This is a genomic window from Ruegeria sp. R14_0 (assembly GCF_017743975.1).
Taxonomy (GTDB): Bacteria; Pseudomonadota; Alphaproteobacteria; order Rhodobacterales; family Rhodobacteraceae; genus Ruegeria.
This window is the reverse complement of the sequence record NZ_JAGHRC010000002.1, coordinates 17,735-41,487: the sequence shown is the minus strand read 5'-3', so window position 1 is coordinate 41,487 and position 23,753 is coordinate 17,735. Positions and strand designations below refer to the sequence as shown.

Below are 23,753 nucleotides of genomic sequence, written 5' to 3'. Positions count from 1 at the left end.
AGGGGGGCGTTGCGGCGCGGGACGGGATGCCCTAAATCAACCCCATGAAACGCAATATCCTGATCCACCCCGATCCCCGCCTGAAAAAGGTCTGTGCGCCTGTGGCCGACATCAGCGACGAGCTGCGCAAGCTGGCCGACGACATGCTGGAGACGATGTATGACGCGCCGGGTGTCGGTCTTGCGGCCCCTCAGATCGGTGTGCTTGACCGGCTGATCGTTCTGGACTGCGTAAAGGAAGAGGGTGAAGCCCCGCGCCCGCTGATCATGTTCAACCCTGAGGTTGTCGCGTCGTCCGACGAGACAAATGTCTACGAAGAGGGCTGCCTGTCGATCCCCGAGCAATTTGCCGAGGTGACGCGCCCCAAAGTGGTCGACGTGACGTGGATCGACCAGGACGGGAACCTGCAGCAGGAAACCTTTGACGGTCTCTGGGCGACCTGTGTTCAGCATGAGATCGATCATCTGAACGGCAAGCTGTTCATCGACTATCTCAAACCGCTGAAACGTCAGATGATCACGCGCAAGATGCAGAAGCTGAAACGCGAGCAAGCCCGCGCATGACCGTTCGTACCTGCCTGCCTTGGCCCGACAAACGCCTGCGGACCAAGGCCGAGGATGTTGCCGAGATCACCGATGAAATCCGCGCCATCTGGGACGATATGATCGACACGATGGAGGCGATGCCCGGCGTTGGCCTTGCAGCGCCGCAGATCGGTGTCATGCTGCGCCTTGCCGTCGTCGATGGCTCGACCGAGCGGGGCCGGGCGGTGCGGTTGGCGAACCCGGAAATCCTGCACAGCTCGGTCGAACTGCGCGAACATGATGAGGCCAGCCCGAACCTGCCCGGTGTTTCCGCCAAGGTGAAACGGCCACGTGCGGTGACGGTCAAGTTTCTGAACGAACAGGGAATGGTGGACCGCCGTGATTTCGTCGGGATCGAGGCCACCAGCGTGCAGCACCAGGTCGATCACCTGAACGGGCGGATGTATTTCGACCGGCTCAGCAAGGTCAAACGGGACATGTTGCTGCGAAAAGCCAAGAAACAGGGGTAGAGATGCGCGTCATTTTCATGGGAACGCCCGATTTCTCGGTTCCGGTGCTGGATGCGCTGGTCGAGGCGGGGCATGAGATCGCCGCCGTGTACTGCCAGCCCCCACGCCCGGCGGGGCGGGGCAAAAAGGACCGCCCGACGCCCGTTCATGCTCGCGCCCAAGCGCTGGGCCTGACCGTGCGGCATCCGGTGTCTCTGAAATCGGCCGAAGAGCAGGAAGCCTTTGCCGCTCTGAACGCGGATGTGGCCGTTGTTGTTGCCTATGGTCTGATCCTGCCACAACCCATTCTGGATGCGCCTGCGCAGGGCTGCCTGAATATCCACGCCAGCTTGTTGCCGCGCTGGCGCGGAGCCGCGCCTATCCATCGCGCGATTATGTCCGGTGACGTGCAAACCGGTATTTGCATTATGCAGATGCAGGCCGGGCTGGACACGGGGCCTGTTCTGCTGCGCGAGGCGACGGATATCGGCATCGAGGAAACCACCGACCAATTGCACGACCGGCTCTCGGTGATGGGGGCAGGCCTGATCGTTGAGGCTCTGCGCGAATTGCCCAACCTGACGCCGGAGCCGCAGCCCGAGGTCGGCGTCACCTACGCCGCTAAGATCGACAAGGCCGAGGCCCGGATTGATTGGTCCCGCCCCGCGGTCGAGGTCGACCGGCAAATCCGGGGCCTGTCCCCGTTCCCCGGCGCATGGACCGAGTTCGACGGCGCGCGCATCAAGGTGCTGGCCTCTCGGATGGCCGAGGGGCAGGGCGTGCCCGGTCAGGTTCTGGATGACGCCCTGACCATTGCTTGTGGTGAAGGCGCGGTGGACCTGCTGCGCTTGCAACGGGCGGGTAAAGGCGCGCAGGATAAGGAAACCTTTTTGCGGGGCTGGCCCATTCCGGCTGGCAGCCGCCTGACAGCGGAGTAGCCGATGTTCATGGTGCTTATGGGCACAGTCGTCATTGCCGGGATCGTCGGCTACCTGTCCGAGAAAACGGGCTTCACCCATAACGGGTACCTGCCGTCGATCATTATCTGCGTCGGCGGCGCTTTTTTGTTTTACTTTGTGCGTATCATGTTCGGCATTAGCTTTGGCCCACCCGGTCTGGACGCCGTGCTGTCATCTGTCGGCGCGCTGATCATCGTGCCGACCCATTGGAGGAAGTGATATGCCGGTCATCGCCCTGATCATCATCGGAGCCGCAGCAGGGTTCCTGGCCACTCGCCTGATGCGGATTGAGGCCAGTATCCCGGCGACCATGCTGATTGGTATCATCGGAGCACTGGTCGGCGGCATTGTTTTGCGCGCATTGGTCACCGTTGCGGGATGGTTATCGGGCTTTGTCGGGGCAGTGCTTGGCGCGCTGCTGGTGATTTGGATCTGGCAGACTTACTTTCGGCGCTAAAAGTGTGGCGGTTTTGGCCGCCCATTGTGTCAGTGGCGTGGTGGCCGCGCCTTGTAGACCGGAAGCCGCCAGCCAAACACTAGGGATCCCGCCCGCAGCGCCCAGCAGATCAGCGCGCAGGCCGCGAGCGTGGTCAGCTCGTCAAAGCCCAGTCTGTTTGCAAGAACGGCGACCACAGCGCCGGAAAAAGCGCAGGACACGTAAAGCTCGCCTTGTTTCAGGACCAGCGGCACCTCGTTGCAGACCACGTCGCGCATCAGCCCGCCCAGGCATCCGGTTGTCACTCCCATCAGCACCACGATGACGCCGGACTGGTTCAGAGACAAGGCAGCCCCTGCACCCGCCGCTGCGGCGATGGCCAGGGCGAAACTGTCCAGCCAGACCAGCCAGTTGTATCGGCTTTCGACCCGGTGTGCGGTGAAAAACACCAGTACGGCCGCCGCTGTAGCGATCAGGATGTAGTCCGGTTGTCCAACCCAGAACACCGGATGCCGATCCAGCAGAAGGTCTCGGATCGTGCCGCCCCCGACCGCCGTAAGGCAGGCCATGAAAGCAAAGCCCACCAGATCCAGTTGGGCGCGGCTGGCCACAAGCGCCCCTGTCAGGGCAAAGACAAAAACCGAGGCATAGTCGAGCAGCGCAAGACCGCTCACGCTTGTGCCTTTTTAGGTTTGAACGGAGCCATGCCAGCCCGCGCCAGTTCATCCGCCTTTTCGTTTTCGGGATGGCCCGCGTGGCCTTTGACCCATTCCCAGGTCACATCGTGGCGCATCTGAGCTTCGTCCAGCCGCTGCCACAGATCAACGTTCTTGACCGGTTTCTTGTTCGAGGTCTTCCAGCCATTCTTCTTCCAGCCAAAAATCCAACCTGTCACGCCGTTTTTCACATAGGCGCTGTCGGTGACCACCGTGATCTTCGAGGCGCGTTCCAGTGCTTCAAGCGCGCTGATCGCGGCCAGCAGCTCCATTCGGTTGTTGGTGGTCTCGGCCTCGCCGCCGTTCAATTCACGCTCTTTCAGGACCGTGTCGCCGTCCATTGCACGTAGCAATACGCCCCAGCCTCCGGGGCCGGGATTGCCGGAACAAGCGCCGTCGGTATAGGCAAACAGATCAGGCATGGGCGAGCACCAGAATGAAACCGTCATAAGACCCGGCCAAGCCTGTGCCCATGCCGGTTGTGATCTGGTCGATGGTGAATCCGGCCTGTGCCAGCGCTTCTTCGATCTCGGTTTGTGAGAAATAGGTATAATAGCGGTCAAGCTCGTCGCGATGTTCACCGGTGCCCAGCTTTAGTCCAAGAAAGAAGATGCCCCCGGGTTTCATGGCTCGCTGAATGGCCGCCAAGTGGCGCGAAAAGTCTGCGCGTGGTGCATGCAACAGCGAAAAGCTGGCATAGATACCGTCGTACACGCCATCTTCGGTCACATCATCGAACGTACCCAAATGCGCGTCCACGCCGTTTTCCCGGGCGTGGTTTACAAAGGCGGGCGTTGCATCCAGCGCGCGGACCCTTAGGCCTTGGCGTTGGAAAAACGTACTGTCCGCACCGGGCCCCGAGCCCAGGTCCAGCACAAAACCCTCGGGCACGACCGCTTCGGCAAAGGCCATGCGCGCCTCGATCTGTTCACGGGGCAAAGGGACGCTCAGGTATTCGGCGACATGGGTGGTGTAGGCGTCGATGGTCTGGCGGTCAGTCACAGGTACACTCCTACAGCAAGACATATCAGGACGACGGTCGTCAGCAAAATCCGCAGCCGCAGCCACCAAGTCGGCGTCAGCCGCCAATAGGCGAAAACCGCGTCCAGGATGAGAAGCCCGGCGAACCCGTACATTAGGTTTACGCCCGCCTCGACGGGGCCACCGCCTGTCATGAAGAACGCCCAAAGCGCCGGAAGGACCGACAACAGATAGCATGTCGCGGCCTTGCTGCCCGAGGTCTTTGTGGCAAAGCCCCACAGAACACCGGACATAAAACTCAGGATCACCGCGCCATAGAACAATTGAACGTACGGCCCGACCAGACGCGACCCCAGCGCCTGACGGCCCCAATCCTGCAGGTCGCCGTTCAGATAGGTCAATGCGCCCCATATGAACGGGATCAGCCCGGCCAGCCCCAGAACCAGCGGAGCGTTTGGGATGCCTCTCATGCGGGTTGCCTCAGAACGCGGGGCACTTTGAACTCGACGTTTTCGACGGCGGTTTCCACCAGTTCGACCGTCACGTCATAATGAACACTGAATGCGTCGATGACCTCGTTCACCAGGACCTCGGGCGCGGACGCCCCTGCCGTGATGGCGATGGATGAAATGCCGTCCAGTGCTCGCCAGTCGATATCCGACGCGCGTTGGACCAGTTGCGCATAGGTGCATCCGGCGCGCGAGGCGACTTCGACCAAACGTTTGGAGTTCGATGAATTCGGTGCGCCCACAACCAGCAAAGCATCCGACTTCGGAGCCACGGCTTTGACGGCCTCTTGCCGGTTGGTGGTGGCGTAGCAGATGTCTTCCTTGTGCGGGCCAACGATCGCGGGGAAACGGGACTCGAGCGCAGCGATGATGTCCTTTGTGTCGTCCACTGACAGTGTTGTCTGCGTGACAAAGGCCAGTTTGTCTGGGTTGCGTACCTGAACCGTGGCCACATCTTCGACTGTTTCGACAAGCAAAACCTCGCCCTCGGGCAGCTGCCCCATGGTGCCGACGGTCTCGGGGTGGCCCTTGTGGCCGATCATGATCATCTGCAGACCGGCATCGGCGTGGCGCTGCGCTTCGACATGGACCTTGGACACCAGCGGGCAGGTGGCGTCGACATAGATCATTTCACGCTCGGCCGCGGCCGCCGGAACGGATTTCGGAACGCCGTGGGCCGAGAAGATAACGGGCCGGTCATCGGGGCATTCATCCAGCTCTTCGACAAAGATCGCCCCCTTAGAGCGCAACCCATCGACTACGAACTTGTTATGCACGATCTCATGGCGCACATAGACGGGTGCTCCCCATTTCTGCAGGGCCATTTCCACGATCTTGATGGCGCGATCAACTCCGGCGCAGAACCCGCGCGGCGCGGCAAGATAAAGGGTAAGCGGTGGCTTGGTCATGTCTCGGTCTCCATAAGGCACAGGTAAGTCTTTTCCCGGCCTTGGTCCAGACAGGACATCGTCATTGAACTGACATGAATCGGTGCTAGCCAACAGGTGTTTCAGCACCTGTACTTAGTTAAAGAAACGCGGTCAGGTTGGAAAACCCGACCGCGTCTATTTCTTCCCCCCGGGTTTGTGAGTGGCCCGGTCTTATTGCCCGCCCGCGGCTACGCTGCGCGGCTCCATCGGCATTTCCCGCGGAGGCCGCCCGATCACGTCGCGCAGGTCTTCCAGCTCGATGAAGTTGTCCGCCTGGCGGCGCAGCTCGTCCGAAATCATCGGCGGCTGGCTGCGGATGGTCGAGACGACCGACACGCGCACGCCCTGACGCTGCAGGCTGGCAATCAGCGGGCGGAAATCCCCATCGCCCGAAAATAGCACGATATGATCGACGCGTGGTGCCAGTTCCATGGCGTCCACGGTCAGTTCAATATCCATGTTTCCTTTGACTTTCCGACGCCCCATGCTGTCGGTGTATTCCTTGGCCGGTTTCGTAACCATGGTGAAGCCGTTGTAGTGCAGCCAGTCAACCAGTGGACGGATCGGCGAATACTCGTCATTTTCCAGAAGCGCTGTGTAGTAAAAAGCCCGAAGCATTTTGCCGCGACGCATAAATTCTTGGCGCAGCAATTTGTAGTCTATGTCAAACCCCAGTGCTTTTGCGGCTGCATAAAGATTCGAGCCGTCGATGAACAGCGCTAGCCGTTCGTCTTTGTAGAACATAAATAGGTCCTTCCGGTACAATACAGAGCGCCGTGGTGTTACGTGAGTGGATATTGGAAATAGGCGGCGCGCTGGTATCCCTATAATTAGGCTATTTCGGCCGTATCGCAAGTATGCAATTCGCCGAATATAGCGAGTAGAAGGCACAATTTCATGTCAAACGCGGTTATCGCGCTCGGGGCCAATCTCAAATTGAGAGGTAATGAGCCCAAGGTGACACTTCGTGACGCACTTGACGCGATTTCGCGTCATGGGGTGGTGATTCGGGCTATCAGTCGGTTCTACGAGACCCCTTGTTTTCCCGCCGGGGCAGGGCCGGATTACGTGAATGCAGCGGCCTTAATCGAGACAGAAAAGTCGTCGGAAGATCTTTTGGAGGTGCTGCACCAGGTCGAGCACGAGTTTGGTCGCGAAAGGGTTCAGCGCTGGGGTATGCGCACGTTGGATCTTGATCTGGTTTGTTTTGACGATCATATCTTGCCAGATAGCGCCGAATTCGACCGCTGGTTGACCCTCTCGCCCGAAGAACAGAGGCAGCGCGCGCCCAAGCAGTTGATCCTGCCTCATCCGCGTTTGCAGGATCGCGCGTTTGTGCTGGTTCCAATGGCAGATGTGGCCCCGGATTGGCGGCATCCGGTGCTGGGTCGTACGGTCCGGGAAATGCTTGCCGACCTGCCGCCCGAGGAAATTGCGGCGGTAACGGCCGCGTGAAGGGTGCATTTGCAGCATTTCTTGCTTGTCAAGGCAGGGATTCGCGCTTAGATAAACGTCTTCCTGACATAGATTCAGTAACGGAGAGCGCCCAATGGCCCGCGTGACGGTTGAAGATTGCGTAGACAAGGTTCCAAACCGGTTCGAACTGGTAATGCTTGCCGCCCATCGTGCGCGCGAGATTTCCGCTGGAGCGGCAATCACTGTTGACCGTGACAACGACAAGAACCCCGTTGTGTCGCTGCGCGAGATTGCCGACGAAACCCAGAGCGCCGACGAACTGCGCGAGCGCCTGATCGAGGCCAACCAGACCCAGATCGAGGTGGACGAGCCGGAAGAAGATCAGATGGCTCTGCTAATGGGTGCGGAATCGGACAAGCCTGCAGATGACGACATGTCCGAAGAGAAGCTGCTGCGCGCTCTGATGGAGGCTCAAGGCCAGGGGTAAGCCCCAAAGATGAAGGTGCGGACCGGATGATTTCTGCAGACGATCTGATTGCGCTGGTCCGCAACTACAACCCCAAGACAAATGCTGACCGCATCGCCCGGGCCTATGGGTTCGGCAAGCAGATGCATGAGGGTCAGTATCGACATTCGGGCGAACCCTATTTCACGCATCCTGTTGCAGTTGCCGCCATCCTGACCGAACAGCGTCTGGATGATGCGACGATCATTACGGCGCTGCTGCACGACACGATCGAAGACACCAAGGCCAATTATGGCAAAGTCTCCGAGCTGTTCGGCGAAGAAGTTGCAAAGCTGGTCGATGGTGTCACCAAGCTGACCAACCTGCAGCTTTCCAGCCGCGAGACAAAGCAGGCCGAGAACTTTCGCAAGCTGTTCATGGCCATGTCCAAGGACCTGCGGGTCATTCTGGTCAAGCTTGCGGACCGTCTGCACAATATGCGCACGATCAAGGCGATGCGCCCAGAAAAGCAGATCGTCAAAGCGCGCGAGACGATGGATATCTACGCGCCACTTGCGGGCCGTATGGGTATGCAATGGATGCGTGAAGAGTTGGAAGACCTCGCCTTCCGCGTGCTGAACCCCGAAGGCCGACAGTCGATCATTCGGCGCTTTATCACGTTGCAGCGCGAAACCGGCGATGTGATCCACCGGATCACAGGTGACATGCGGCACGAGCTGGAAAAAGCCAGTATCGAGGCCGAAGTGTTCGGGCGCGCTAAGAAACCCTATTCGATCTGGCGCAAGATGCAGGAAAAGGATCAGGGCTTTTCGCGCTTGTCCGATATCTACGGGTTCCGCATCATTACGCAGACCGAGGAAGACTGTTACCGAACTCTTGGTGCGATCCACCAACGCTGGCGCGCGGTGCCGGGGCGGTTCAAGGACTACATCAGTCAGCCGAAATCGAACGGGTATCGCTCGATCCATACCACGGTGTCAGGACGTGATGGTAAACGGGTCGAGGTACAGATCCGCACCCGGCAGATGCACGATGTGGCCGAAACAGGCGTCGCTGCGCACTGGTCGTATCGAGACGGCGTGCGTTCGGAAAACCCGTTCGCGGTCGATCCGGCCAAGTGGATTGCCAACCTGACCGAACAGTTCGACAGCGAAGAGGATCACGAAGACTTCCTCGAAGCCGTCAAGCTCGAGATGTATTCGGACCAGGTATTCTGCTTCACGCCAAAGGGCGACGTGGTGAAACTGCCGCGTGGCGCGACACCGATTGATTTTGCCTATGCGATCCACACCCGCATCGGTCACGCCTGCGTGGGGGCCAAGGTGGACGGCATTCGCGTGCCTCTCTGGACCCGGATCAAGAACGGACAGTCGGTGGATATCATCACCGCCGATGGTCAGACGCCGCAGGTCACATGGCTTGAGATTGCGGTGACCGGAAAGGCGCGCACCTCGATCCGCCGGGCTTTGCGCGAAGTAGATCGCGAGCGCTTTATCAAGCTGGGCAAAGAGCTTGCGCGCTCGGGCTTTGAGCATGTCGGTCGTAAGGCCACCGACAAGGCACTGGATACAGCGGCAAAGCACCTGCGTCTGAAAGACAGGCACGAATTGCTTGCCCGACTGGGGAGTGCGGAACTGACAGCCCATGATGTCGTCAGCGCCGTCTATCCCGAGCTGACACAGGATGAAGGCGATGCCATTTCACCGCGCCGTGCAGTGATCGGCCTGGAACCGGGGCAGAAATTCGACCGAGCGCCTTGCTGTCAGCCTTTGCCGGGTGAACGCATTGTCGGCATCACCTATCGCGGCAAAGGTGTTGTGGTGCATGCGATCGATTGCGATCGCTTGTCCGAGTTTGAAAGCGAACCCGATCGCTGGGTCGATCTGCATTGGCATTCGGGCACCCACCCGGCCGTCTACGGTGCGACGCTTGACGTCACCATTGGTAATGACGCTGGGGTACTGGGGCGCATTTGCACATTGATCGGTGAGAAAAAGGCCAATATCTCGAACCTGGAATTTGTGGACCGCAAACCGGATTTTTACCGCCTTCTGGTCAGTGTCGAACTGCGTGACCTGGAACAGCTGCATTCGCTGATGCTGATGCTTGAGGCGGAAAGCGACGTTGCCGCGGTGGAACGCTACAGAGACAGGACCAAAACCGCAGTTGCGGCTGGCTGAGAAGGGGTGATCAGGAGTGGTATTCAAGCGCCGAGACCGACGCTCGCCCGTCCAGATCGCGTCTGAATTCGTCTATCCCAAAGGAGGATGGACGAGGGCTTTCCACTACGTGAAGCACCGTGTCCGCAGATTGCCGGATTCGCCAGAGCGTATCGCGCGGGGCGTGGGTGCCGGTGTATTCACCGCCTTTACGCCGTTCTACGGTCTGCACTTTGTTGTGGCAGCCCTGATCGGCCGATTGATCAACGGGAACATCCTGGCCTCTCTCAGCGGTACGTTCTTCGGAAATCCTCTGACCTATGTCCCCATCGGTGTGATCTGCCTGCAAACCGGGCATTTCATTCTTGGCGGTAATTTCGAAAAAGAAGAAACCAAAGGGCTGATGAAGAACTTCGTCGACGCCCTCGGGGATCTCAAGAACAACTTCATGGCGTTGTTTACCGACCGGGTCGCGGATTGGCGCGGCCTGGCCGTTTTCTATGATGAGGTGTTTTTCCCTTACCTCGTCGGTGGCATCCTGCCGGGCCTGCTGGCGGGCGCGATCTGTTACTATCTCAGCTTGCCGTTGATCCGAACCTACCAGCAGCGCCGCCGCGACAAGATCAAAGCAAAGTTTGACGAAATCAAACGCTTGGCAGAAACAAAGCCTGCCGTTCCGCAGCCGAATGCCCTAGGTTCGGACCGAGCGTTCAAGAAGGATTCGAGCGATGTCTGACAACCACCTGCGCCTGGGCGTAAATATCGACCACGTAGCCACCGTGCGAAACGCCCGCGGCGGGGCCTATCCTGACCCGCTGCGCGCCGCAAAACTGGCCGAAGAAGCCGGGGCTGACGGTATCACTGCGCATTTGCGCGAAGACCGCCGTCATATCTCGGATGATGATATCGACGGACTGATGGAGGTTCTGTCCGTTCCGTTGAACTTCGAAATGGCGGCCACCGAAGAGATGCAGAAAATCGCCCTGCGCCACAAGCCGCACGCCGTCTGCATCGTCCCGGAAAAGCGCGAGGAGCGCACAACCGAAGGCGGGCTGGAGGTCGCGCGCGAAGAAAACAAGCTGGCCCACTTCATCGCACCGTTGCGCGACGTGGGGTGCCGGGTGTCGATCTTCATCGCCGCTGACCAACGCCAGATCGAAGCTGCCCACCGCATCGGTGCCGAGGTGATCGAGCTGCACACCGGTGCCTATTGCGATGCAATGGCCGAAGGACACACCGAGGTTGCCGAGCGTGAGTTGGACGCCCTCCGCCAGATGTCCACGTTTGCCCATTCGCTGGGTCTTGAGGTCCATGCGGGCCATGGCCTGACCTATGATACTGTTCAACCCGTCGCAGCCTTCCCCGAAGTGCGCGAGTTGAACATCGGCCATTTCCTGATTGGTGAAGCCATCTTCCGCGGTCTTACGCCTGCCATTGCCGAGATGCGTCGTCTGATGGACGAGGCGCGGGGATGATCACTCCGGGTTTTGTCGCCATCTGGTTTGCCTGGCTGATGGCCGGGGGCTCTCCGGGGCCCGCGACAATGGGGATTGCAGGGACAGCAATGAACGAAGGCCGCCAAGCCGGTTTGGTATTTGCCCTGGGCATTTGCGCAGGCTCAGCCGCTTGGGGTATCGCCGCCGCGCTAGGCCTATCGGCGATCATGCTGGCCAATGTCTGGGTGTTCGAGGTGATCCGTTACGTGGGTGTGGCTTATCTTAGCTGGCTCGCGCTCAAGGCGCTGCGCCGTGCACTGACTTCGGACGAAGTGTCTTTAGGCAAGCCGGTTACCGGTTCGCCGCGTGCGGTTTTTGCCAAAGGCGCGGCCATTCACCTGACCAACCCCAAGGCGATCCTGAGTTGGGGGTCGATCTATGCCATCGTGGCCCCGAGTAGCGCCAGCCTAGCGTTGCTGCTCGGCTATTTCGCCATGCTGTACGCGGGGTCTTTGCTGATCTTTATCGGGTACGCCTTCCTCTTTTCCTCGGAACGTATGGTCGGCGTTTATCGTCGCGCACGCCGATGGTTTGACTTCGCCTTTGCCGGCTTCTTCGGGGTGGCAAGCTACAAAATATTGACGGTTCGGTTGCAATGATCCTCGGCATCGGCACAGACCTCGCGAATATCGAACGTATTCAGGGCACGCTCGACCGGTTTGGCGACCGGTTTCGCAATCGCGTGTTCACCGAGACTGAACAGCGCAAAGCCGAACGCCGTCATGACGTGGCCGGAACCTATGCCAAGCGCTGGGCTGCGAAAGAGGCGTGCTCTAAGGCGCTGGGTACTGGGCTGCGCATGGGGATCGCGTGGAAGGATATGGCGGTGACGAATCTGCGCACCGGGCAGCCCGTGATGCATGTTACCGGCTGGGCAGCGGAACGTCTGCGTGAGATGACGCCTGAAGGCCACGAGGCCACCATCCACGTCACGCTGACCGATGATCATCCTTGGGCGCAGGCATTCGTGGTGATCGAAGCGCTGCCGCTTAAAGATGCGGCGACGCAGCCTTGACTTGCCCCGAACCGACCCGCATGTAGCACCCCAACAACCTAACGACCGGAGAGCAGCATGGCCGAGGAAGCCAAAACAGGTAACCCCGTGTGGGAGACGATCAAAACCATCGTCTATGCTATGCTGATTGCGGGCGTGTTCCGAACCATCCTGTTTCAGCCGTTTTGGATTCCGTCAGGGTCGATGAAGCCCACCTTGCTGATCGGGGATTTCCTGTTCGTCAACAAGATGTCCTATGGCTATTCCTACGCGTCCTGCCCAAGTCTGATCATCCCCAGCGTCGGGCTGAACGTGGATGCGCAGGATATCTGCGGTTGGATGAAAAGCGATGAGAACACGCGGATCTGGGGTGGTGAGCCAGAGCGCGGTGATGTCATCGTTTTCCGCCACCCTGTCACCGGACGTGATTACATCAAACGCCTGATTGGCCTGCCTGGTGACCGCATTCAGGTGCGCGACGGACAGATCATCCTGAACGGCACCCCTGTGCCGCAACAACCGGATGGCGTGTTTACCGAGGTTGCTGAGCCGCAGGGTTCACAAGGTTTGCGTCCGCGCTGTGAAAACGGGCCTGTTGGTTTTGGTGGTGTCTGCGAAAAGTCGCGTATGATCGAAACCCTGCCGAACGGAGTGTCTTACGAAGTGCTCAATATCGGCAACCAAGCCGCCGACAATACCGGCATCTACACGGTTCCCGAAGGCCATTTCTTCTTCATGGGTGACAACCGCGACAACTCCAGCGACAGTCGCCTTCCGCAATCTGCGGGTGGGGTTGGCTATGTGCCTTACGAAGATCTGATCGGGCGCGCGGATCGCATTCTGTTCTCATCTGCTGGCCGCTCGATGCTGTTCTTCTGGACATGGCGCGGTGATCGCTTCTTCAAGGCGGTCAATTGAAGCTGTCGTCTGAGATAAAGGCTTTCCAACAGCGGCTTGGGTATGAATTCAAAAAGCCCGAACTGCTGGTGCGTGCGCTGACCCACGGGTCGGTGTCCTCAGCCACGCGTCCCGACAATCAGCGGCTGGAGTTTCTGGGCGACCGCGTTCTGGGGCTGGTCATGGCCACCGCGCTGTTAGAAGCCGACAAGAAAGCCTCAGAAGGGCAGTTGGCCCCGCGTTTCAACGCTTTGGTGCGCAAGGAAGCCTGCGCCGATGTTGCGCGGCAGATTGATCTGGGCGCCGTCCTGAAGCTGGGCCGGTCCGAGATGCTGTCGGGTGGTCGCCGAAAACAGGCATTGCTGGGTGACGCGATGGAGGCGGTGATCGCCGCAGTTTACCGTGACGCCGGGTTTGAGGACGCGCGCAACGTGATCTTGCGCCTGTGGGGAGATCGCATTCACAATGTCGAAGCGGACGCGCGGGACGCCAAAACATCGCTGCAGGAGTGGGCGCAGGCACGGGGGCAAAAGCCGCCTTCATACATAGAGGTGAAACGCAGCGGCCCGGACCATGCGCCGGTGTTCACCATTGCGGCCCGGCTGCAGGACGGGACCGAAGCGCAAGCGACGGCAGGGTCGAAACGTCAGGCCGAACAAGCCGCCGCGAAGGCGTTGTTGGAGCAGCTGAACTAGCATTGCTCGTCCGCTGGCAAATGTCACAATTCTCAATCTAACTTGAGGCTTATGGCAGACCTCGGGCCGCGCTCGTATCTGAGTCTCATCCGCATTGGTACTGACCTGTTGGCAAGGGGCCAAAGCGGAACGGATACAACGAGTTGAGGCATTCCCATGCAAAACGCAAAACTGACTACCGTGAATATCGGCTTTCTGTTCATCGCCGGTTTTATCGCCACGATCGCCTTCGATTTTTGGGGGCAGGTTGTCAGCCCCGGTATCGGCTGGGCTAATCTGTCGCCCGAAGGGCTGGCCCAAAGCCTGCTGTCCAGCCTCGGCCTGCCCAGCAATGCGTTTCTGGGCTTTTTTGTTCATTTCTATCTTGTGGGCCTGATCGCCTATCCGTTGGGATGGTTCCTGATCTTCAAACCAATCTGGGTTAAGGTCCTTGGCCCCGTTCACTTGTTTGCCGCTTCGGCGATTTATGGGTTTGGTCTGTGGGTCTTTGCCCTCGGTGGGATCACCACCCTGTCGGGTCTGCCGACATTCCTGAACTTTTCGGCGATCACTTGGGTCGCACTGATCGGACATGTTCTTTACGGGATCGTCATGGTCGCCATCCTGCGCCTGATCGCGCGTCAAAACGGCTGATCCCCAGAGCGGGCGCTAAATGCGCCCGTCAAACCACCCGGATAAACCCGGTTAACCCGGTTTTCTGGTGTTCGATCACATGGCAGTGAAATGCCCAATCGCCTGGGTTGTCGGCGACCAGCGCGATCTCGACCACCTCGTCTTTCAGCAACAACATCGTGTCGGTCATCAGCCGAGGCAACTTTCGCAAGTTCGACCGCAGCGGCACAAACGCTAGTCCATGCAGGTGTATCGGGTGCAGGTTGGGCGACTCGTTGCGAAGCCGCAGCACGTAGCTTTTTCCCAGGTCCAACGTCGCCAATGGTCCAGCCCCTTCTGCCGCATCGCCGGGCCAGGGTGTGCGGTTGATCGACCAGAAATTATACCCCAACGATCCGCAGAAGCCGTTGTTTGGCTCACCGCCTTCGGGGGTCCACCCAAATACAAACTCGTGCAATTCGGCGTTGTTAAGATCGGGTTTTGCCACTGGGTTCAAGGGGAGCGGGCGTAAGTCTTTCAGGTCGCGTCCCGCCGATGACCCAATCGCGCGCAGGCTGGCCATGGCTTTGGCCGGTTGACCGGGCAGCTTCGCCATCATAGCCACGCTTTCTCCTTCACTGCCGGGCATGGCAATTGCAAAGTCCACGCGCTGCCCGGGGCCGACCAAAAGCGGCTCATCCGCGCTGGGCATCGGGAGGTCGATCTCAACCGGGTGGCCATCCCAGGCAATGATCCGCGCTGCGCCGCCGTCCAGATGCAGTTTGTAGATCCGCGTCGTGTCCGTGTTCACCACACGTAGCCGAACCAGGCTCCCTGCCGCATGATCATAGACCGGGCTTTGAAGCCAGTTGGCCGTGTGGACATTGCCAAAAGTTCCTGCCCGCGCTGCGCCACGCTGGGTGTGAGCGGGCAAGAAGGCTCCGTCCTCGTCCAGCCGGAAATCACGCAGGTTGATGACCTGTTCGCTGTCGAATCCGACATCTTCAGGTTCGGCGATCACCATGACGCCGGTCAGACCGTGGGCCATCTGTTCCATCGTCATGCAGTGCGGGTGGTACCAGTAGGTACCCGCATCCGGCGGCGTGAACTCATAGGTGAACAACTCGCCTTCGCCCATCGGCATCTGGGTCAAGTAGGGTACACCGTCCATTTTGTTGGCGATCCGCAGCCCGTGCCAGTGCATCGCTGTATAGTCGGGCAACGTGTTGCGGACCGGCAACCGCATCACCTCTCCCTGTTTGCCATACAAAACCGGGGGTGGCGCGTCTGCAGACAAACTGACCATGCCGGTCGTTACCTGATCACGCAGGGCAAAGCTTGCCGGTTGGATCGTCAATTCCTGCGCACCCTGCGCAAATCCAAACCCTCCCAGACCCAGCGCACCGGCTGTGGCCCCGCTGCTCAAAAGAAACTCGCGACGTTTCATCTTTTGCCTCATATTCCGAACGGGTGCCTGGCTGGTTTTGGCGTGGCTAGGGATGGGGTGCCACCGTTTTTGCATGGCCGCAATGCGACAAATGCCTCTGGCCCGCGGGGGCTTTCTGCTATAGGGGTGCGCACCTGCAAACAGGATCGCCAGAGACATGACCACACGCGCCGGATTTATCGCCCTGATCGGAGAGCCCAACGCGGGCAAATCCACCCTGCTGAACCGCATGGTGGGGGCAAAGGTTTCGATCGTGACGCACAAGGTGCAGACCACCCGCGCCCGCATTCGTGGCGTGGCGATGGAGGGTGATGCGCAACTGGTGTTCGTCGACACGCCCGGCCTTTTCAAACCGCGCCGCCGTCTGGATCGCGCCATGGTCGCGGCAGCCTGGGGCGGTGCTGCGGATGCGGATCTGGTCGTACTGATGGTTGAAGCGCACCGTGGCATCACCGAAGGGGTCGAGCGCATTCTGGAAGGTCTGGAAGAGATCGGTCAGGGCCGCACCATCGCGCTGGCAATCAACAAGATTGACAAGGTGCCGTCCGAAGCGCTGCTGGCTCTGACCAGCGACCTGAACGCGCGCTATCCGTTTGCTGAAACCTTCATGATCTCGGCCGAAAAGGGATATGGCGTGGACGACCTGCGTGCGTGGCTGGCGCAGGAGCTGCCCGAAGGCCCATGGCTGTACCCCGAGGATCAGATCGCCGATCTGCCATTGCGCATGATTGCCGCCGAAATGACACGGGAAAAGCTGACCCTGCGCCTGCATCAGGAACTGCCCTATCAGCTGACGGTCGAGACCGAGAACTGGGAAGAGCGTAAGGATGGCTCTGCCAAGATCGATCAGGTCATCTATGTCATGCGCGATGGCCATAAAGGCATCGTGCTGGGTAAACGCGGTGAGACGATCAAGGCGGTCAGCCAAGCCGCGCGCGCCGAGTTGGAAGAGTTCCTGGACCGCAAGATCCACCTGTTCCTGCAGGTCAAAGTCCGCCCGAACTGGCTCGAGGAATCTGAGCGCTATTCGGAAATGGGTCTGGATTTCAAAGACGGAAACGCATGACGCGCCTGACTGCCGAATTCTGGGTTCACGCCTATCTGGCCCGGCTGCGGTTTCAGGAAATTCCGGCTTTTGTCGTGACCCACGGTGACGACACGGCGGGTGCGGTTTTGGTCAAGCTCAACACTTTGGACGGGCAAGCCGTCGCCTTTCAGCGCAGCTTTGATCTGATGAGCGGTGAGCGTAAATGGGTGGAACTGTCGTCCGGTGCCGAGACTGACGTGGATGAGGCGATCTCTCGTCAACGCAGCTTCGATCCTGACCTGTGGGTGATCGAAGTCGAAGACCGGCAAGGTCGACATTTGCTGGGCGAAGACGGGCTGGAGTAGTCGTAGCCCATTGAACGGACCAATCGGGCAGACCAAATTTGCTCACCCTGCCAGTTCAACACCGTTATTCCGAAGAACCTCGGCGAGTTTCACACCGTCCTGAACCGGTCCGGGTACCTCATGATCCAGAGCGGTAAACATCTCAACCGCTTGCGAACCGCGACCGCTGATTTCAAGCAGATGCGCTCCACCCGGGCCGAATTTGAAACTGTGCACCGTGCCCGCGGGAAAATGGACCAGGGTGCCTTCGGTCGCGATCCGCTGCTCTCCGTCCATAACGAAATCGACCTCGCCTTTGACGACGAAGAATGTTTCGTCCCACGGGTGCGAATGGGGCGGCGGGCCGTTGCCTTCGTGGCCGTAGTTGAGTGTGACGGCGTAATCTCCGATTTGCTCAAGCCGCGCCAGAACGGTGATCCGGTCGCCCAGGACATTCAAGGGCTCTGGGTAGTTGGATGGAGAGGTGAAAAAGGAATTCTTCATGCGAAACTCCAAATGGTGCAGGGCGCTTGCCAAGCAGTTTAGCACACCGCAGGCGCGCTCCGGTTTCGGCTTTGCTGACACATTTCGAAATTCAATTTCGTACCTGCGTTTGATCGTATCGGGTGGCATGCTATCTCAGGAGGTGAGCGTCCCCTATCGAGTTGAAAATCATGAAAAGCTTTGCAATTGCTTGTAGTTTGGCGGCCATTGGTCTGAGCCTGAGTGCTGTACCCTCAGCCGCGCAACAACGGTCGGGGTGGGTTTATCAGATTGATGGGCTGGCGGCCTATCAGGGGAACACGGACCTGAGCGGCGGCGGAGAGTTCTCGGCCAGTCGTGCGTTTCTGCGCGCCACCGCGCTGAACAATCTGGGTGGTGGAACTTCGGTCGGGTTATCCGCCAGCGTTGGCAGGTTCGACTATGATTTCAGTCAGGCCGACAATCAGCCGTGGCGGGATATTCGCGATATTCGCGTTTCGGTGCCTGTGCGGTTTCGCGTGGGCAATAAGGCCAGTGTGTTCGTGTCGCCGCAGGTCCGGTGGGACTATCAAAGCGGTGCCAAAGCCTCGGATGGCAGAACCTATGGCGTATTTGCCGGCATCGCGTGGCAGGTCAGCGAGAGCCTCACCATCGGCCCAGCCTTTGGGGCGTTCTCGCAGCTTGAAGACGACAGCACTGATTTCTTCCCGGCATTACTGGTCGATTGGGACATCAATGATCGGTGGAACCTGAACACCGGCTCGGGTGTGGGGGCGACGCAGGGGCCGGGTCTGACGCTGAACTATGCGCTGAGCGACACAATGACACTTGGGCTATCGGCTCGGTCCGAACGCATTCGGTTCCGGCTGGATGGCGACGGGTTGGCCCCGAATGGCGTCGGCGAGGACAAAAGCATCCCCGTGGTCGTGTCCTTCGGTTACAATCCCAACCCCGGGGTTTCTCTGAACGTATTTGCAGGGGCCGAGTTCGATGGCCGTCTGACTCTGGATGATGCAAACGGCGCTGAACTGAGCCGGCAGAGCTATGAAACAGCCCCCTTGATCGGCGTTGCCTTCCGGGCCCGGTTCTAGGTCATCACACCACTTGCGGACAGGGTCGCCTTGCGGTCTGTTACGGGTATGTAGCGGCCCGCAGAGTTAAAGGAGCCTGATTTGGACTGGCGCGATCACGGCATCCTTCTGACCACTCGTCGGCACGGGGAAACTGCGGCGATCATTGAAGTGTTCACAGAAGACCACGGGCGGCATGCGGGCGTCGTGCGCGGCGGCACCAGTCGCAAGATCGCGCCAATCCTGCAACCCGGCGCGCAGTTGGACGTTCTGTGGCGCGCGCGTCTTGAGGAACATCTGGGTACGTTTCAGGTCGAGCCTTTGCGTTCGCGCGCAGCGGCTGCCTTTTCGGGACGCCTGGCTTTGGCAGGGTTGAACGCGTCGGTAGCACTATTGTCCTTTTGCCTGCCCGAGCGCGAGCCGCATCCGGCGATTTACCGGCAAACTGAACAGTTGATGGACCTCTTGGGGCAAGACGAGATTTGGCCGTTGGCCTATCTGCGCTGGGAACTGGCGCTGCTTGAAGAACTGGGGTTCGGCTTGGATTTATCGGCCTGCGCAGTCACCGGGGCGACCGAAGGATTGGTTTATGTCTCGCCCAAAACCGGCCGCGCCGTCAGCGCTGAGGGGGCCGGAGAATGGGCTGACAAGCTGTTGCCGTTGCCACCTTGCCTGCGCGGGGAAGGGACCGCGCCAGATGACGAGATCGTTGCTGGGCTAAAAACCACCGGGTACTTTCTGGAACACCACCTTGCGCCGTCTTTGGGACACAACCCCGTGCCCGAGGCGCGGGCGCGGTTTGTGGATCAGTTTACTCGGCGGCTTTGAATACCATCTCGTGGCCGTCGTCATTGCGCAGGACCAGCACGTCGCCAGAGACTTCGGACTGCGTCATTGCGATCAGGGCGGCGAAGTAAAACCCTTCGGCTTCAAGCCCCGCACAGGCCGCCCGTGTGGCGGTCAGATCCATGATCTCGAACCAGGGGTAGGGCGCGTTCAAGGTACCGCTGTAGCTGTTGCAGGGGGCGTTGCCTGCGATCTTGCCCTCTTCCGGGAAGCGTAGCGTCGCGCTGGCCTCGAACGGCTGACCGTCAACCTCTTGTAGTTCCCAGGTGCGATCGCCTGCGCCGTATGCGGCGACAGATTCGTCCTTGTCGCATTGAAACAGGGTCATCAGAGGCAGGGCGAGGATCAGGCGCATCATCGTTTGTGACCTTTTCTCAGGTTAATATGGGTTCTCGCCACTGATAAGTTCGGCGCGGACGTCCATGCGAGGTCGCCAGTTGTACCGCGTGTCCTCGCGCACAGGTGCCCAGAACAACGCCCCGCTGTTGCGCCACGGATCCAGGATGATGCCATCATACATGGAATCTTCTTTTGCGCTGATCAGGGCCGAATGGTGGATGATCCGAAACGCCGTTGGGGGTGAGGTTACCCAGTGCAGGTCCAGCGTTCGGAAGTTTTCCTGTTGCAAGCGCTGGGTCATGGCCTGCGCCCAGTCGTTGCACAGGCCTTTTTCGCGAAAGCCGTTGATGACCTTGGCGTTGTGGATGATGGCCGAGTCTGTGACGTTCCAGTCTTTTTTCAGCTGTTTGGAATACGCGTAAGCAATGGAGGCGGCCCTCTGCGCCTCGGCCGGGTCGACCTGTGGCCCAAGATCGCTGATGGCCTCGGCCAGCGCGTCAACTTCGGTTTGCCCTACGAAGGGCTGAGAGGGTGCGCAAGCGCCCACGAGGAGGGCCGCAAGTGTTGCCCAAAGCGCAAAAACCAGTCGGGTCATTCTGTGCAGCTTCCCTTGTGCCTCGTTCATCGTGCAGCCTGCCCTAAAAGGGTTCGGACTAAAAGCAAAGGGGAAGTTCTTTTGTTCGGTGACGATTGGAGGAATGTCGCCACAGAAAGAAAAAGACCCGACACGAAGGCCGGGTCCAGTTGGGGAAACGGGATGCCTAATTCTGGTTAGCCCAGCAAACGCCGTGCAATAACCTGTGCCTGAATTTCGGCAGCCCCCTCAAAAATGTTTAGAATGCGCGCGTCACACAAAACGCGGCTGATCTTGTACTCCAATGCAAAACCGTTGCCGCCGTGGATCTGCAGACCGTTGTCTGCCGCAGCCCATGCCACACGGGCACCCAGCAATTTGGCCATACCAGCCTCAAGGTCGCAGCGCTGGCCGTGGTCCTTTTCCCAGGCCGAGAAATAGGTCAGCTGACGGGCGATCATAATCTCGACCGCCATCATCGCCAGTTTGCCGGACACGCGGGGGAAGTTGATCAGCGATTTACCGAACTGCTTGCGGTCCTGCGCGTATTGCATGGCGATATCCAGCGCACTTTGGGCCACACCGATGGCGCGGGCGGCGGTCTGGATTCGGGCGGACTCAAAGGTTTCCATAAGCTGCTTGAAGCCTTTGCCTTCTTCGCCGCCCAGCAGGTTCTCGCCCTTGACCTTGAACCCGTCAAAGCCCAGCTCGTATTCCTTCATGCCGCGATAGCCCAGAACCTCAATCTCTCCACCGGTCATACCGGGGGTCGGGAAGGGGTTCTCGTCCGTGCCCGGCGTCTTTTCGGCCAGGAACATGGACAGGCCACGGTGATCGGTGGTGTCTGGGTTGGTCCGGGCCAGCAGGGTCATCACATGGGTCCGCGCCGCGTGGGTGATCCAGGTCTTGTTGCCGGTGATCTCATAGTCGCCGTCGGCATTCTTGACCGCGCGGGTGCGCAGGCTGCCAAGGTCCGATCCGGTGTTTGGCTCGGTGAAGACAGCGGTTGGCAGAATCTCGGCGCTGGCCAGTTTTGGCAGCCAGTTGGCTTTCTGTTCGTCGGTCCCGCCTGCGATGATCAACTCGGCTGCGATTTCGGAGCGGGTGCCCAGCGAACCAACGCCGATATAGCCGCGCGACAATTCTTCAGAGACCACGCACATCGAGGCTTTGGACAGGCCAAAACCGCCGAATTCCTCGGGGATGGTCAGGCCAAAGACGCCCATCTCGGCCAGTTCCTCGATGACGTCCATCGGGATCAGCTCATCCTTGAGGTGCCATTCGTGGGCATAAGGTTCGACCTTTTCAACCGCGTAACGGCGGAACTGGTCGCGGATCATCTCAAGCTCTTCATCCAGACCTGACGCGCCGAACATGGTGGCGCCAGCCTGATCTTCCATCAGTGCGACCAGACGGCTGCGCGCAGCCTGAGAGTTAGCCTGCGCCATCAGGGTCTGAATTTCCGAGGACTGGAAGCCGGACAGAGCGTCCCAGCCCAGACCCATATCCTGCAGGCGTACAACCTCGCCTTGATTCATCGGAATGCCACCTGCAACCTGATGCAGGTACTCACCAAACGCGATCTGGTGCAACAGCTGTTCGACCTCGCCGAACTTGCCGTCTGCGTCCAGCGCCTCGGCCCAGCGCTGCATCTGTTGAAGCGACTGCGCATACGTCGCCAGCCATGCCAGACCATGGGCAGCTGTCTGATTGGCTTCGATCAATGCGCCCGAGATGCGGTCATCTGCGGTGACCATACCGCGAACCGACTCACGCGCGCGCTCGAACACTTCGTTGACAGCGGGCACTGCCACGCGGGTCAATGTCAGAAGATCGGGCAAAACAGCGGGTGTCGTCATCTGGGTCATATCCTGTCCGTCATGAGCCATGAATCGTGTCCTTTTCTGGTATCGTCTGGTCATATCATGCTGCACGTGCAGCGCAACAAAAATACTTATTACGTTGCGAAAAAGTTCAATTATTTCTCGAACGTTTTTGCGGTGCAGCGCACGTCAGGAATGCTATCAGGGGTGCATGACATTGTTTTCCTTACTGACTCCGCAGGACCTGCTGCTGGCTTTAGGTGTGGCGTTTCTGGCCGGTTCCATCAAAGGAATGGTCGGGTTTGCGATGCCCATGGTGTTGGTTTCGGGATTAAGTGTCTTTTTGCCGCCCGAACTTGCCATCGCAGGCCTTATCCTTCCGACATTGGTAACTAATGTTCTCCAGGCGTTTGGACAGGGTGTGCAGGCAGCTGTGTCGTCGATGAGGCAATTCCGCGTGTTTCTGATTGTCGGGCTGGTGTTTCTGCTGGCAGGGGCCCAGCTTGTGACTTTGGTGCCGCCATCGACCTTTTTGCTGATGATCGGTGCGCCAGTCACGCTCTTTGCCTTGATCCAAGTGCTGGGTGTAAAGCTTGTTCTTGCAAAACCGTCGGTGCGGATGGAAGCACTGATCGGCTCAGTCGCGGGCTTTGTCGGTGGGATGTCCGGGATATGGGGGCCGCCGACTGTCGCGTACCTGACGGCGTTGAATACGCCCAAGGCTGTGCAGATGCGGGTTCAGGGTGTCATCTACGGGCTGGGTGCAGTTGCCCTGACGCTGGCGCATCTCGGCTCGGGTATCCTGCGGGCAGAGACTGCTCCGTTTTCGGCGGTTCTGATCGTTCCTGCGGTGGTTGGAATGTGGCTGGGGCTACAATTGCAATCTAGGATCGATCAGGCGCTGTTTCGCAAGGTGACGTTGGTTGTCCTGCTGGTCGCTGGGCTGAACCTGCTGCGTCGCGGGTTGATGGGTTAGGCCCTGCGGTCCATGAAGCGAAACGTGAAATACAGCCCCAACATCAGGAAGAACAGCCCCGAGATGTCGCCGATCAGAAAGGCGATATACTCAATGCCTGCACTGCCAAAGCTCATGTTCGTTAGCGCGGATGCCAGGATCGAGGTGATGACGCCGACACCCATCACGCACAACCAGCAGGGTTTGCGATCAGGCCTTGGGAACAAATCCCATCCAATCCATTTGAATATATAGAACACGGCCGGAACGGTGGTGACAGCGATGGCAATCGCCAACAGGCGGCTAGGCAGGAATACGTCCGCCCCGCCAAGAAAGGCAAAAACCAAAAAGACCCCGGGCAGCAGCGCGAAAATCGCGCGCCATCCCAATAGCCATGCGGCAAGTACACGCACGCCGTGCGGCAAAAACAGCAGGCTGGCCCGGCTTGGGTATTCCGGGAAGAACATGTTCTGCAGCGGCATCAGCACCTCAAACGTGAGGAATGACGCAACCACATAAGCCAGCGAGGCGAAGAATGTGTCAGAAGCCCATCTGCGCACGGTGTTCA

The 23,753-nt window shown here is 59.3% G+C and carries 32 protein-coding genes; 20 read left to right on the top strand and 12 right to left on the bottom strand.

Annotation, left to right across the window (positions count from 1 at the left end; translation table 11 throughout):
* The first annotated feature begins 44 nt into the window (after window positions 1-44).
* The 5 genes from def (J7416_RS06150) to J7416_RS06130 are packed head-to-tail and all read left to right on the top strand — an operon-like array spanning window position 45 to window position 2,449.
* Window positions 45-563: a peptide deformylase gene (gene def, locus J7416_RS06150; RefSeq protein WP_209223872.1), complete on the top strand. Its 519-nt coding sequence runs from the start codon at window positions 45-47 to the stop codon at window positions 561-563.
* Window positions 560-1,054 (top strand): peptide deformylase, encoded by a 495-nt coding sequence (gene def / locus J7416_RS06145; protein WP_209223871.1) that lies wholly within the window; start codon window positions 560-562, stop codon window positions 1,052-1,054. Before def (J7416_RS06150) ends, def (J7416_RS06145) begins: the two co-directional genes overlap by 4 nt.
* A gap of 2 nt (window positions 1,055-1,056) precedes the next feature.
* A complete protein-coding gene (gene fmt / locus J7416_RS06140; RefSeq protein ID WP_209223870.1) occupies window positions 1,057-1,971 on the top strand; it encodes a methionyl-tRNA formyltransferase in 915 nt (304 codons plus the stop codon).
* A gap of 3 nt (window positions 1,972-1,974) precedes the next feature.
* Window positions 1,975-2,211, top strand: a complete 237-nt coding sequence (locus J7416_RS06135) for a hypothetical protein (protein WP_209223869.1) — start codon at window positions 1,975-1,977, stop codon at window positions 2,209-2,211.
* Window position 2,212: 1 nt separating this feature from the next.
* Window positions 2,213-2,449: a GlsB/YeaQ/YmgE family stress response membrane protein gene (locus tag J7416_RS06130; protein ID WP_209223868.1), complete on the top strand. Its 237-nt coding sequence runs from the start codon at window positions 2,213-2,215 to the stop codon at window positions 2,447-2,449.
* A 29-nt stretch (window positions 2,450-2,478) separates the two neighbouring features.
* Here the strand turns inward: J7416_RS06130 and J7416_RS06125 are convergent, their stop codons facing one another.
* The 6 genes from J7416_RS06125 to J7416_RS06100 form a co-directional block, all read right to left on the bottom strand.
* Window positions 2,479-3,102 carry a trimeric intracellular cation channel family protein gene (locus J7416_RS06125; RefSeq protein ID WP_209223867.1) on the bottom strand — a complete coding sequence of 208 codons (624 nt, stop codon included), beginning with the start codon at window positions 3,100-3,102 and terminating at the stop codon, window positions 2,479-2,481.
* Window positions 3,099-3,566 carry a ribonuclease HI gene (gene rnhA / locus J7416_RS06120; RefSeq protein WP_170428820.1) on the bottom strand — a complete coding sequence of 156 codons (468 nt, stop codon included), beginning with the start codon at window positions 3,564-3,566 and terminating at the stop codon, window positions 3,099-3,101. The genes J7416_RS06125 and rnhA overlap by 4 nt, the downstream gene beginning before the upstream one ends.
* Entirely contained in the window at window positions 3,559-4,146 is a 588-nt protein-coding gene (locus tag J7416_RS06115) for a class I SAM-dependent methyltransferase (RefSeq protein WP_348540247.1), read from the bottom strand. The genes rnhA and J7416_RS06115 overlap by 8 nt, the downstream gene beginning before the upstream one ends.
* On the bottom strand, window positions 4,143-4,595 hold the full coding sequence (locus tag J7416_RS06110; RefSeq protein ID WP_209223865.1) for a DUF3429 domain-containing protein: 453 nt from the start codon (window positions 4,593-4,595) through the stop codon (window positions 4,143-4,145). The genes J7416_RS06115 and J7416_RS06110 overlap by 4 nt, the downstream gene beginning before the upstream one ends.
* Window positions 4,592-5,542 (bottom strand): 4-hydroxy-3-methylbut-2-enyl diphosphate reductase, encoded by a 951-nt coding sequence (ispH, locus tag J7416_RS06105; protein ID WP_209223864.1) that lies wholly within the window; start codon window positions 5,540-5,542, stop codon window positions 4,592-4,594. Before ispH ends, J7416_RS06110 begins: the two co-directional genes overlap by 4 nt.
* A 192-nt stretch (window positions 5,543-5,734) precedes the next feature.
* On the bottom strand, window positions 5,735-6,307 hold the full coding sequence (locus J7416_RS06100; protein WP_058278950.1) for an NYN domain-containing protein: 573 nt from the start codon (window positions 6,305-6,307) through the stop codon (window positions 5,735-5,737).
* A gap of 153 nt (window positions 6,308-6,460) precedes the next feature.
* On the opposite strand from J7416_RS06100, the gene folK reads away from it, so the two are divergent.
* The 10 genes from folK (at window position 6,461) to J7416_RS06050 (ending at window position 14,319) form a co-directional block, all read left to right on the top strand.
* On the top strand, window positions 6,461-7,018 hold the full coding sequence (gene folK / locus J7416_RS06095) for a 2-amino-4-hydroxy-6-hydroxymethyldihydropteridine diphosphokinase (RefSeq protein ID WP_209223863.1): 558 nt from the start codon (window positions 6,461-6,463) through the stop codon (window positions 7,016-7,018).
* A 94-nt stretch (window positions 7,019-7,112) separates the two neighbouring features.
* On the top strand, window positions 7,113-7,466 hold the full coding sequence (rpoZ, locus tag J7416_RS06090; protein WP_155142277.1) for a DNA-directed RNA polymerase subunit omega: 354 nt from the start codon (window positions 7,113-7,115) through the stop codon (window positions 7,464-7,466).
* Window positions 7,467-7,492: 26 nt separating this feature from the next.
* On the top strand, window positions 7,493-9,625 hold the full coding sequence (locus J7416_RS06085) for a bifunctional (p)ppGpp synthetase/guanosine-3',5'-bis(diphosphate) 3'-pyrophosphohydrolase (RefSeq protein WP_209223862.1): 2,133 nt from the start codon (window positions 7,493-7,495) through the stop codon (window positions 9,623-9,625).
* Between the two features lie 16 nt (window positions 9,626-9,641).
* Window positions 9,642-10,340 (top strand): DUF2062 domain-containing protein, encoded by a 699-nt coding sequence (locus J7416_RS06080; protein ID WP_209223861.1) that lies wholly within the window; start codon window positions 9,642-9,644, stop codon window positions 10,338-10,340.
* Window positions 10,333-11,079, top strand: a complete 747-nt coding sequence (locus J7416_RS06075) for a pyridoxine 5'-phosphate synthase (RefSeq protein WP_209223860.1) — start codon at window positions 10,333-10,335, stop codon at window positions 11,077-11,079. Before J7416_RS06080 ends, J7416_RS06075 begins: the two co-directional genes overlap by 8 nt.
* The gene (locus J7416_RS06070; protein WP_209223859.1) at window positions 11,076-11,699 is read left to right on the top strand and encodes a LysE family translocator; all 624 of its coding nucleotides are present in this window, start codon (window positions 11,076-11,078) and stop codon (window positions 11,697-11,699) included. The genes J7416_RS06075 and J7416_RS06070 overlap by 4 nt, the downstream gene beginning before the upstream one ends.
* Entirely contained in the window at window positions 11,696-12,115 is a 420-nt protein-coding gene (gene acpS, locus J7416_RS06065) for a holo-ACP synthase (RefSeq protein ID WP_209223858.1), read from the top strand. Before J7416_RS06070 ends, acpS begins: the two co-directional genes overlap by 4 nt.
* A 57-nt stretch (window positions 12,116-12,172) precedes the next feature.
* Window positions 12,173-13,012, top strand: coding sequence for a signal peptidase I (lepB, locus tag J7416_RS06060; protein WP_209223857.1), 840 nt, complete (start codon window positions 12,173-12,175; stop codon window positions 13,010-13,012).
* Window positions 13,009-13,686, top strand: coding sequence for a ribonuclease III (rnc, locus tag J7416_RS06055; protein WP_209223856.1), 678 nt, complete (start codon window positions 13,009-13,011; stop codon window positions 13,684-13,686). Before lepB ends, rnc begins: the two co-directional genes overlap by 4 nt.
* A 156-nt stretch (window positions 13,687-13,842) precedes the next feature.
* Window positions 13,843-14,319, top strand: a complete 477-nt coding sequence (locus J7416_RS06050; RefSeq protein ID WP_209223855.1) for a hypothetical protein — start codon at window positions 13,843-13,845, stop codon at window positions 14,317-14,319.
* Window positions 14,320-14,347: 28 nt separating this feature from the next.
* Here the strand turns inward: J7416_RS06050 and J7416_RS06045 are convergent, their stop codons facing one another.
* Complete coding sequence (locus J7416_RS06045; RefSeq protein WP_209223854.1) at window positions 14,348-15,724, bottom strand: multicopper oxidase family protein; 1,377 nt, start codon at window positions 15,722-15,724, stop codon at window positions 14,348-14,350.
* 157 nt (window positions 15,725-15,881) lie between these two features.
* On the opposite strand from J7416_RS06045, the gene era reads away from it, so the two are divergent.
* A complete protein-coding gene (gene era, locus J7416_RS06040; protein WP_209223853.1) occupies window positions 15,882-16,790 on the top strand; it encodes a GTPase Era in 909 nt (302 codons plus the stop codon).
* Window positions 16,787-17,116, top strand: a complete 330-nt coding sequence (locus J7416_RS06035; protein ID WP_209223852.1) for a DUF1491 family protein — start codon at window positions 16,787-16,789, stop codon at window positions 17,114-17,116. The genes era and J7416_RS06035 overlap by 4 nt, the downstream gene beginning before the upstream one ends.
* 42 nt (window positions 17,117-17,158) lie before the next feature.
* On the opposite strand, the gene J7416_RS06030 is transcribed toward J7416_RS06035, so the two are convergent.
* A complete protein-coding gene (locus J7416_RS06030) occupies window positions 17,159-17,599 on the bottom strand; it encodes a cupin domain-containing protein (protein WP_209223851.1) in 441 nt (146 codons plus the stop codon).
* A gap of 170 nt (window positions 17,600-17,769) precedes the next feature.
* On the opposite strand from J7416_RS06030, the gene J7416_RS06025 reads away from it, so the two are divergent.
* Entirely contained in the window at window positions 17,770-18,669 is a 900-nt protein-coding gene (locus J7416_RS06025) for a hypothetical protein (RefSeq protein WP_247744166.1), read from the top strand.
* Between the two features lie 81 nt (window positions 18,670-18,750).
* Window positions 18,751-19,476 carry a DNA repair protein RecO gene (recO, locus tag J7416_RS06020; RefSeq protein ID WP_209223850.1) on the top strand — a complete coding sequence of 242 codons (726 nt, stop codon included), beginning with the start codon at window positions 18,751-18,753 and terminating at the stop codon, window positions 19,474-19,476.
* On the opposite strand, the gene J7416_RS06015 is transcribed toward recO, so the two are convergent.
* From J7416_RS06015 to J7416_RS06005, 3 genes are all read right to left on the bottom strand, one after another.
* Window positions 19,460-19,852 carry an META domain-containing protein gene (locus J7416_RS06015; RefSeq protein WP_209223849.1) on the bottom strand — a complete coding sequence of 131 codons (393 nt, stop codon included), beginning with the start codon at window positions 19,850-19,852 and terminating at the stop codon, window positions 19,460-19,462. The two genes, recO and J7416_RS06015, sit on opposite strands and share 17 nt — an antisense overlap.
* A gap of 21 nt (window positions 19,853-19,873) precedes the next feature.
* Entirely contained in the window at window positions 19,874-20,428 is a 555-nt protein-coding gene (locus J7416_RS06010) for a hypothetical protein (RefSeq protein WP_209223848.1), read from the bottom strand.
* Between the two features lie 176 nt (window positions 20,429-20,604).
* Window positions 20,605-22,296: an acyl-CoA dehydrogenase family protein gene (locus J7416_RS06005; RefSeq protein ID WP_209223847.1), complete on the bottom strand. Its 1,692-nt coding sequence runs from the start codon at window positions 22,294-22,296 to the stop codon at window positions 20,605-20,607.
* A 145-nt stretch (window positions 22,297-22,441) separates the two neighbouring features.
* Here J7416_RS06005 and J7416_RS06000 point away from each other — a divergent pair, with 145 nt between their 5' ends.
* Window positions 22,442-23,206 carry a sulfite exporter TauE/SafE family protein gene (locus J7416_RS06000; RefSeq protein WP_209223846.1) on the top strand — a complete coding sequence of 255 codons (765 nt, stop codon included), beginning with the start codon at window positions 22,442-22,444 and terminating at the stop codon, window positions 23,204-23,206.
* Here J7416_RS06000 and J7416_RS05995 read toward each other — a convergent pair.
* Window positions 23,203-23,745: a hypothetical protein gene (locus J7416_RS05995; RefSeq protein WP_348540246.1), complete on the bottom strand. Its 543-nt coding sequence runs from the start codon at window positions 23,743-23,745 to the stop codon at window positions 23,203-23,205. The two genes, J7416_RS06000 and J7416_RS05995, sit on opposite strands and share 4 nt — an antisense overlap.
* Between the last annotated feature and the right edge of the window lie 8 nt (window positions 23,746-23,753).

Bases quoted from the DNA above. Each gene is read 5' to 3' on its own strand.
- J7416_RS06130 (WP_209223868.1), top strand. From the start codon at position 2,213: ATGCCGGTCATCGCCCTGATCATCATCGGAGCCGCAGCAGGGTTCCTG.
- era (WP_209223853.1), top strand. From the start codon at position 15,882: ATGACCACACGCGCCGGATTTATCGCCCTGATCGGAGAGCCCAACGCG.
- J7416_RS06015 (WP_209223849.1), bottom strand. From the start codon at position 19,852: ATGATGCGCCTGATCCTCGCCCTGCCTCTGATGACCCTGTTTCAATGC.
- J7416_RS06135 (WP_209223869.1), top strand. From the start codon at position 1,975: ATGTTCATGGTGCTTATGGGCACAGTCGTCATTGCCGGGATCGTCGGC.
- J7416_RS06035 (WP_209223852.1), top strand. From the start codon at position 16,787: ATGACGCGCCTGACTGCCGAATTCTGGGTTCACGCCTATCTGGCCCGG.
- J7416_RS06085 (WP_209223862.1), top strand. From the start codon at position 7,493: ATGATTTCTGCAGACGATCTGATTGCGCTGGTCCGCAACTACAACCCC.
- J7416_RS06045 (WP_209223854.1), bottom strand. From the start codon at position 15,724: ATGAAACGTCGCGAGTTTCTTTTGAGCAGCGGGGCCACAGCCGGTGCG.
- rpoZ (WP_155142277.1), top strand. From the start codon at position 7,113: ATGGCCCGCGTGACGGTTGAAGATTGCGTAGACAAGGTTCCAAACCGG.
- J7416_RS06100 (WP_058278950.1), bottom strand. From the start codon at position 6,307: ATGTTCTACAAAGACGAACGGCTAGCGCTGTTCATCGACGGCTCGAAT.
- J7416_RS06070 (WP_209223859.1), top strand. From the start codon at position 11,076: ATGATCACTCCGGGTTTTGTCGCCATCTGGTTTGCCTGGCTGATGGCC.
- J7416_RS06025 (WP_247744166.1), top strand. From the start codon at position 17,770: ATGAAAAGCTTTGCAATTGCTTGTAGTTTGGCGGCCATTGGTCTGAGC.
- J7416_RS06000 (WP_209223846.1), top strand. From the start codon at position 22,442: ATGACATTGTTTTCCTTACTGACTCCGCAGGACCTGCTGCTGGCTTTA.
- J7416_RS06075 (WP_209223860.1), top strand. From the start codon at position 10,333: ATGTCTGACAACCACCTGCGCCTGGGCGTAAATATCGACCACGTAGCC.
- def (WP_209223871.1), top strand. From the start codon at position 560: ATGACCGTTCGTACCTGCCTGCCTTGGCCCGACAAACGCCTGCGGACC.
- def (WP_209223872.1), top strand. From the start codon at position 45: ATGAAACGCAATATCCTGATCCACCCCGATCCCCGCCTGAAAAAGGTC.
- J7416_RS06110 (WP_209223865.1), bottom strand. From the start codon at position 4,595: ATGAGAGGCATCCCAAACGCTCCGCTGGTTCTGGGGCTGGCCGGGCTG.
- acpS (WP_209223858.1), top strand. From the start codon at position 11,696: ATGATCCTCGGCATCGGCACAGACCTCGCGAATATCGAACGTATTCAG.
- J7416_RS06005 (WP_209223847.1), bottom strand. From the start codon at position 22,296: ATGGCTCATGACGGACAGGATATGACCCAGATGACGACACCCGCTGTT.
- J7416_RS06030 (WP_209223851.1), bottom strand. From the start codon at position 17,599: ATGAAGAATTCCTTTTTCACCTCTCCATCCAACTACCCAGAGCCCTTG.
- lepB (WP_209223857.1), top strand. From the start codon at position 12,173: ATGGCCGAGGAAGCCAAAACAGGTAACCCCGTGTGGGAGACGATCAAA.
- J7416_RS06050 (WP_209223855.1), top strand. From the start codon at position 13,843: ATGCAAAACGCAAAACTGACTACCGTGAATATCGGCTTTCTGTTCATC.
- folK (WP_209223863.1), top strand. From the start codon at position 6,461: ATGTCAAACGCGGTTATCGCGCTCGGGGCCAATCTCAAATTGAGAGGT.
- rnhA (WP_170428820.1), bottom strand. From the start codon at position 3,566: ATGCCTGATCTGTTTGCCTATACCGACGGCGCTTGTTCCGGCAATCCC.
- ispH (WP_209223864.1), bottom strand. From the start codon at position 5,542: ATGACCAAGCCACCGCTTACCCTTTATCTTGCCGCGCCGCGCGGGTTC.
- J7416_RS06010 (WP_209223848.1), bottom strand. From the start codon at position 20,428: ATGACCCGACTGGTTTTTGCGCTTTGGGCAACACTTGCGGCCCTCCTC.
- fmt (WP_209223870.1), top strand. From the start codon at position 1,057: ATGCGCGTCATTTTCATGGGAACGCCCGATTTCTCGGTTCCGGTGCTG.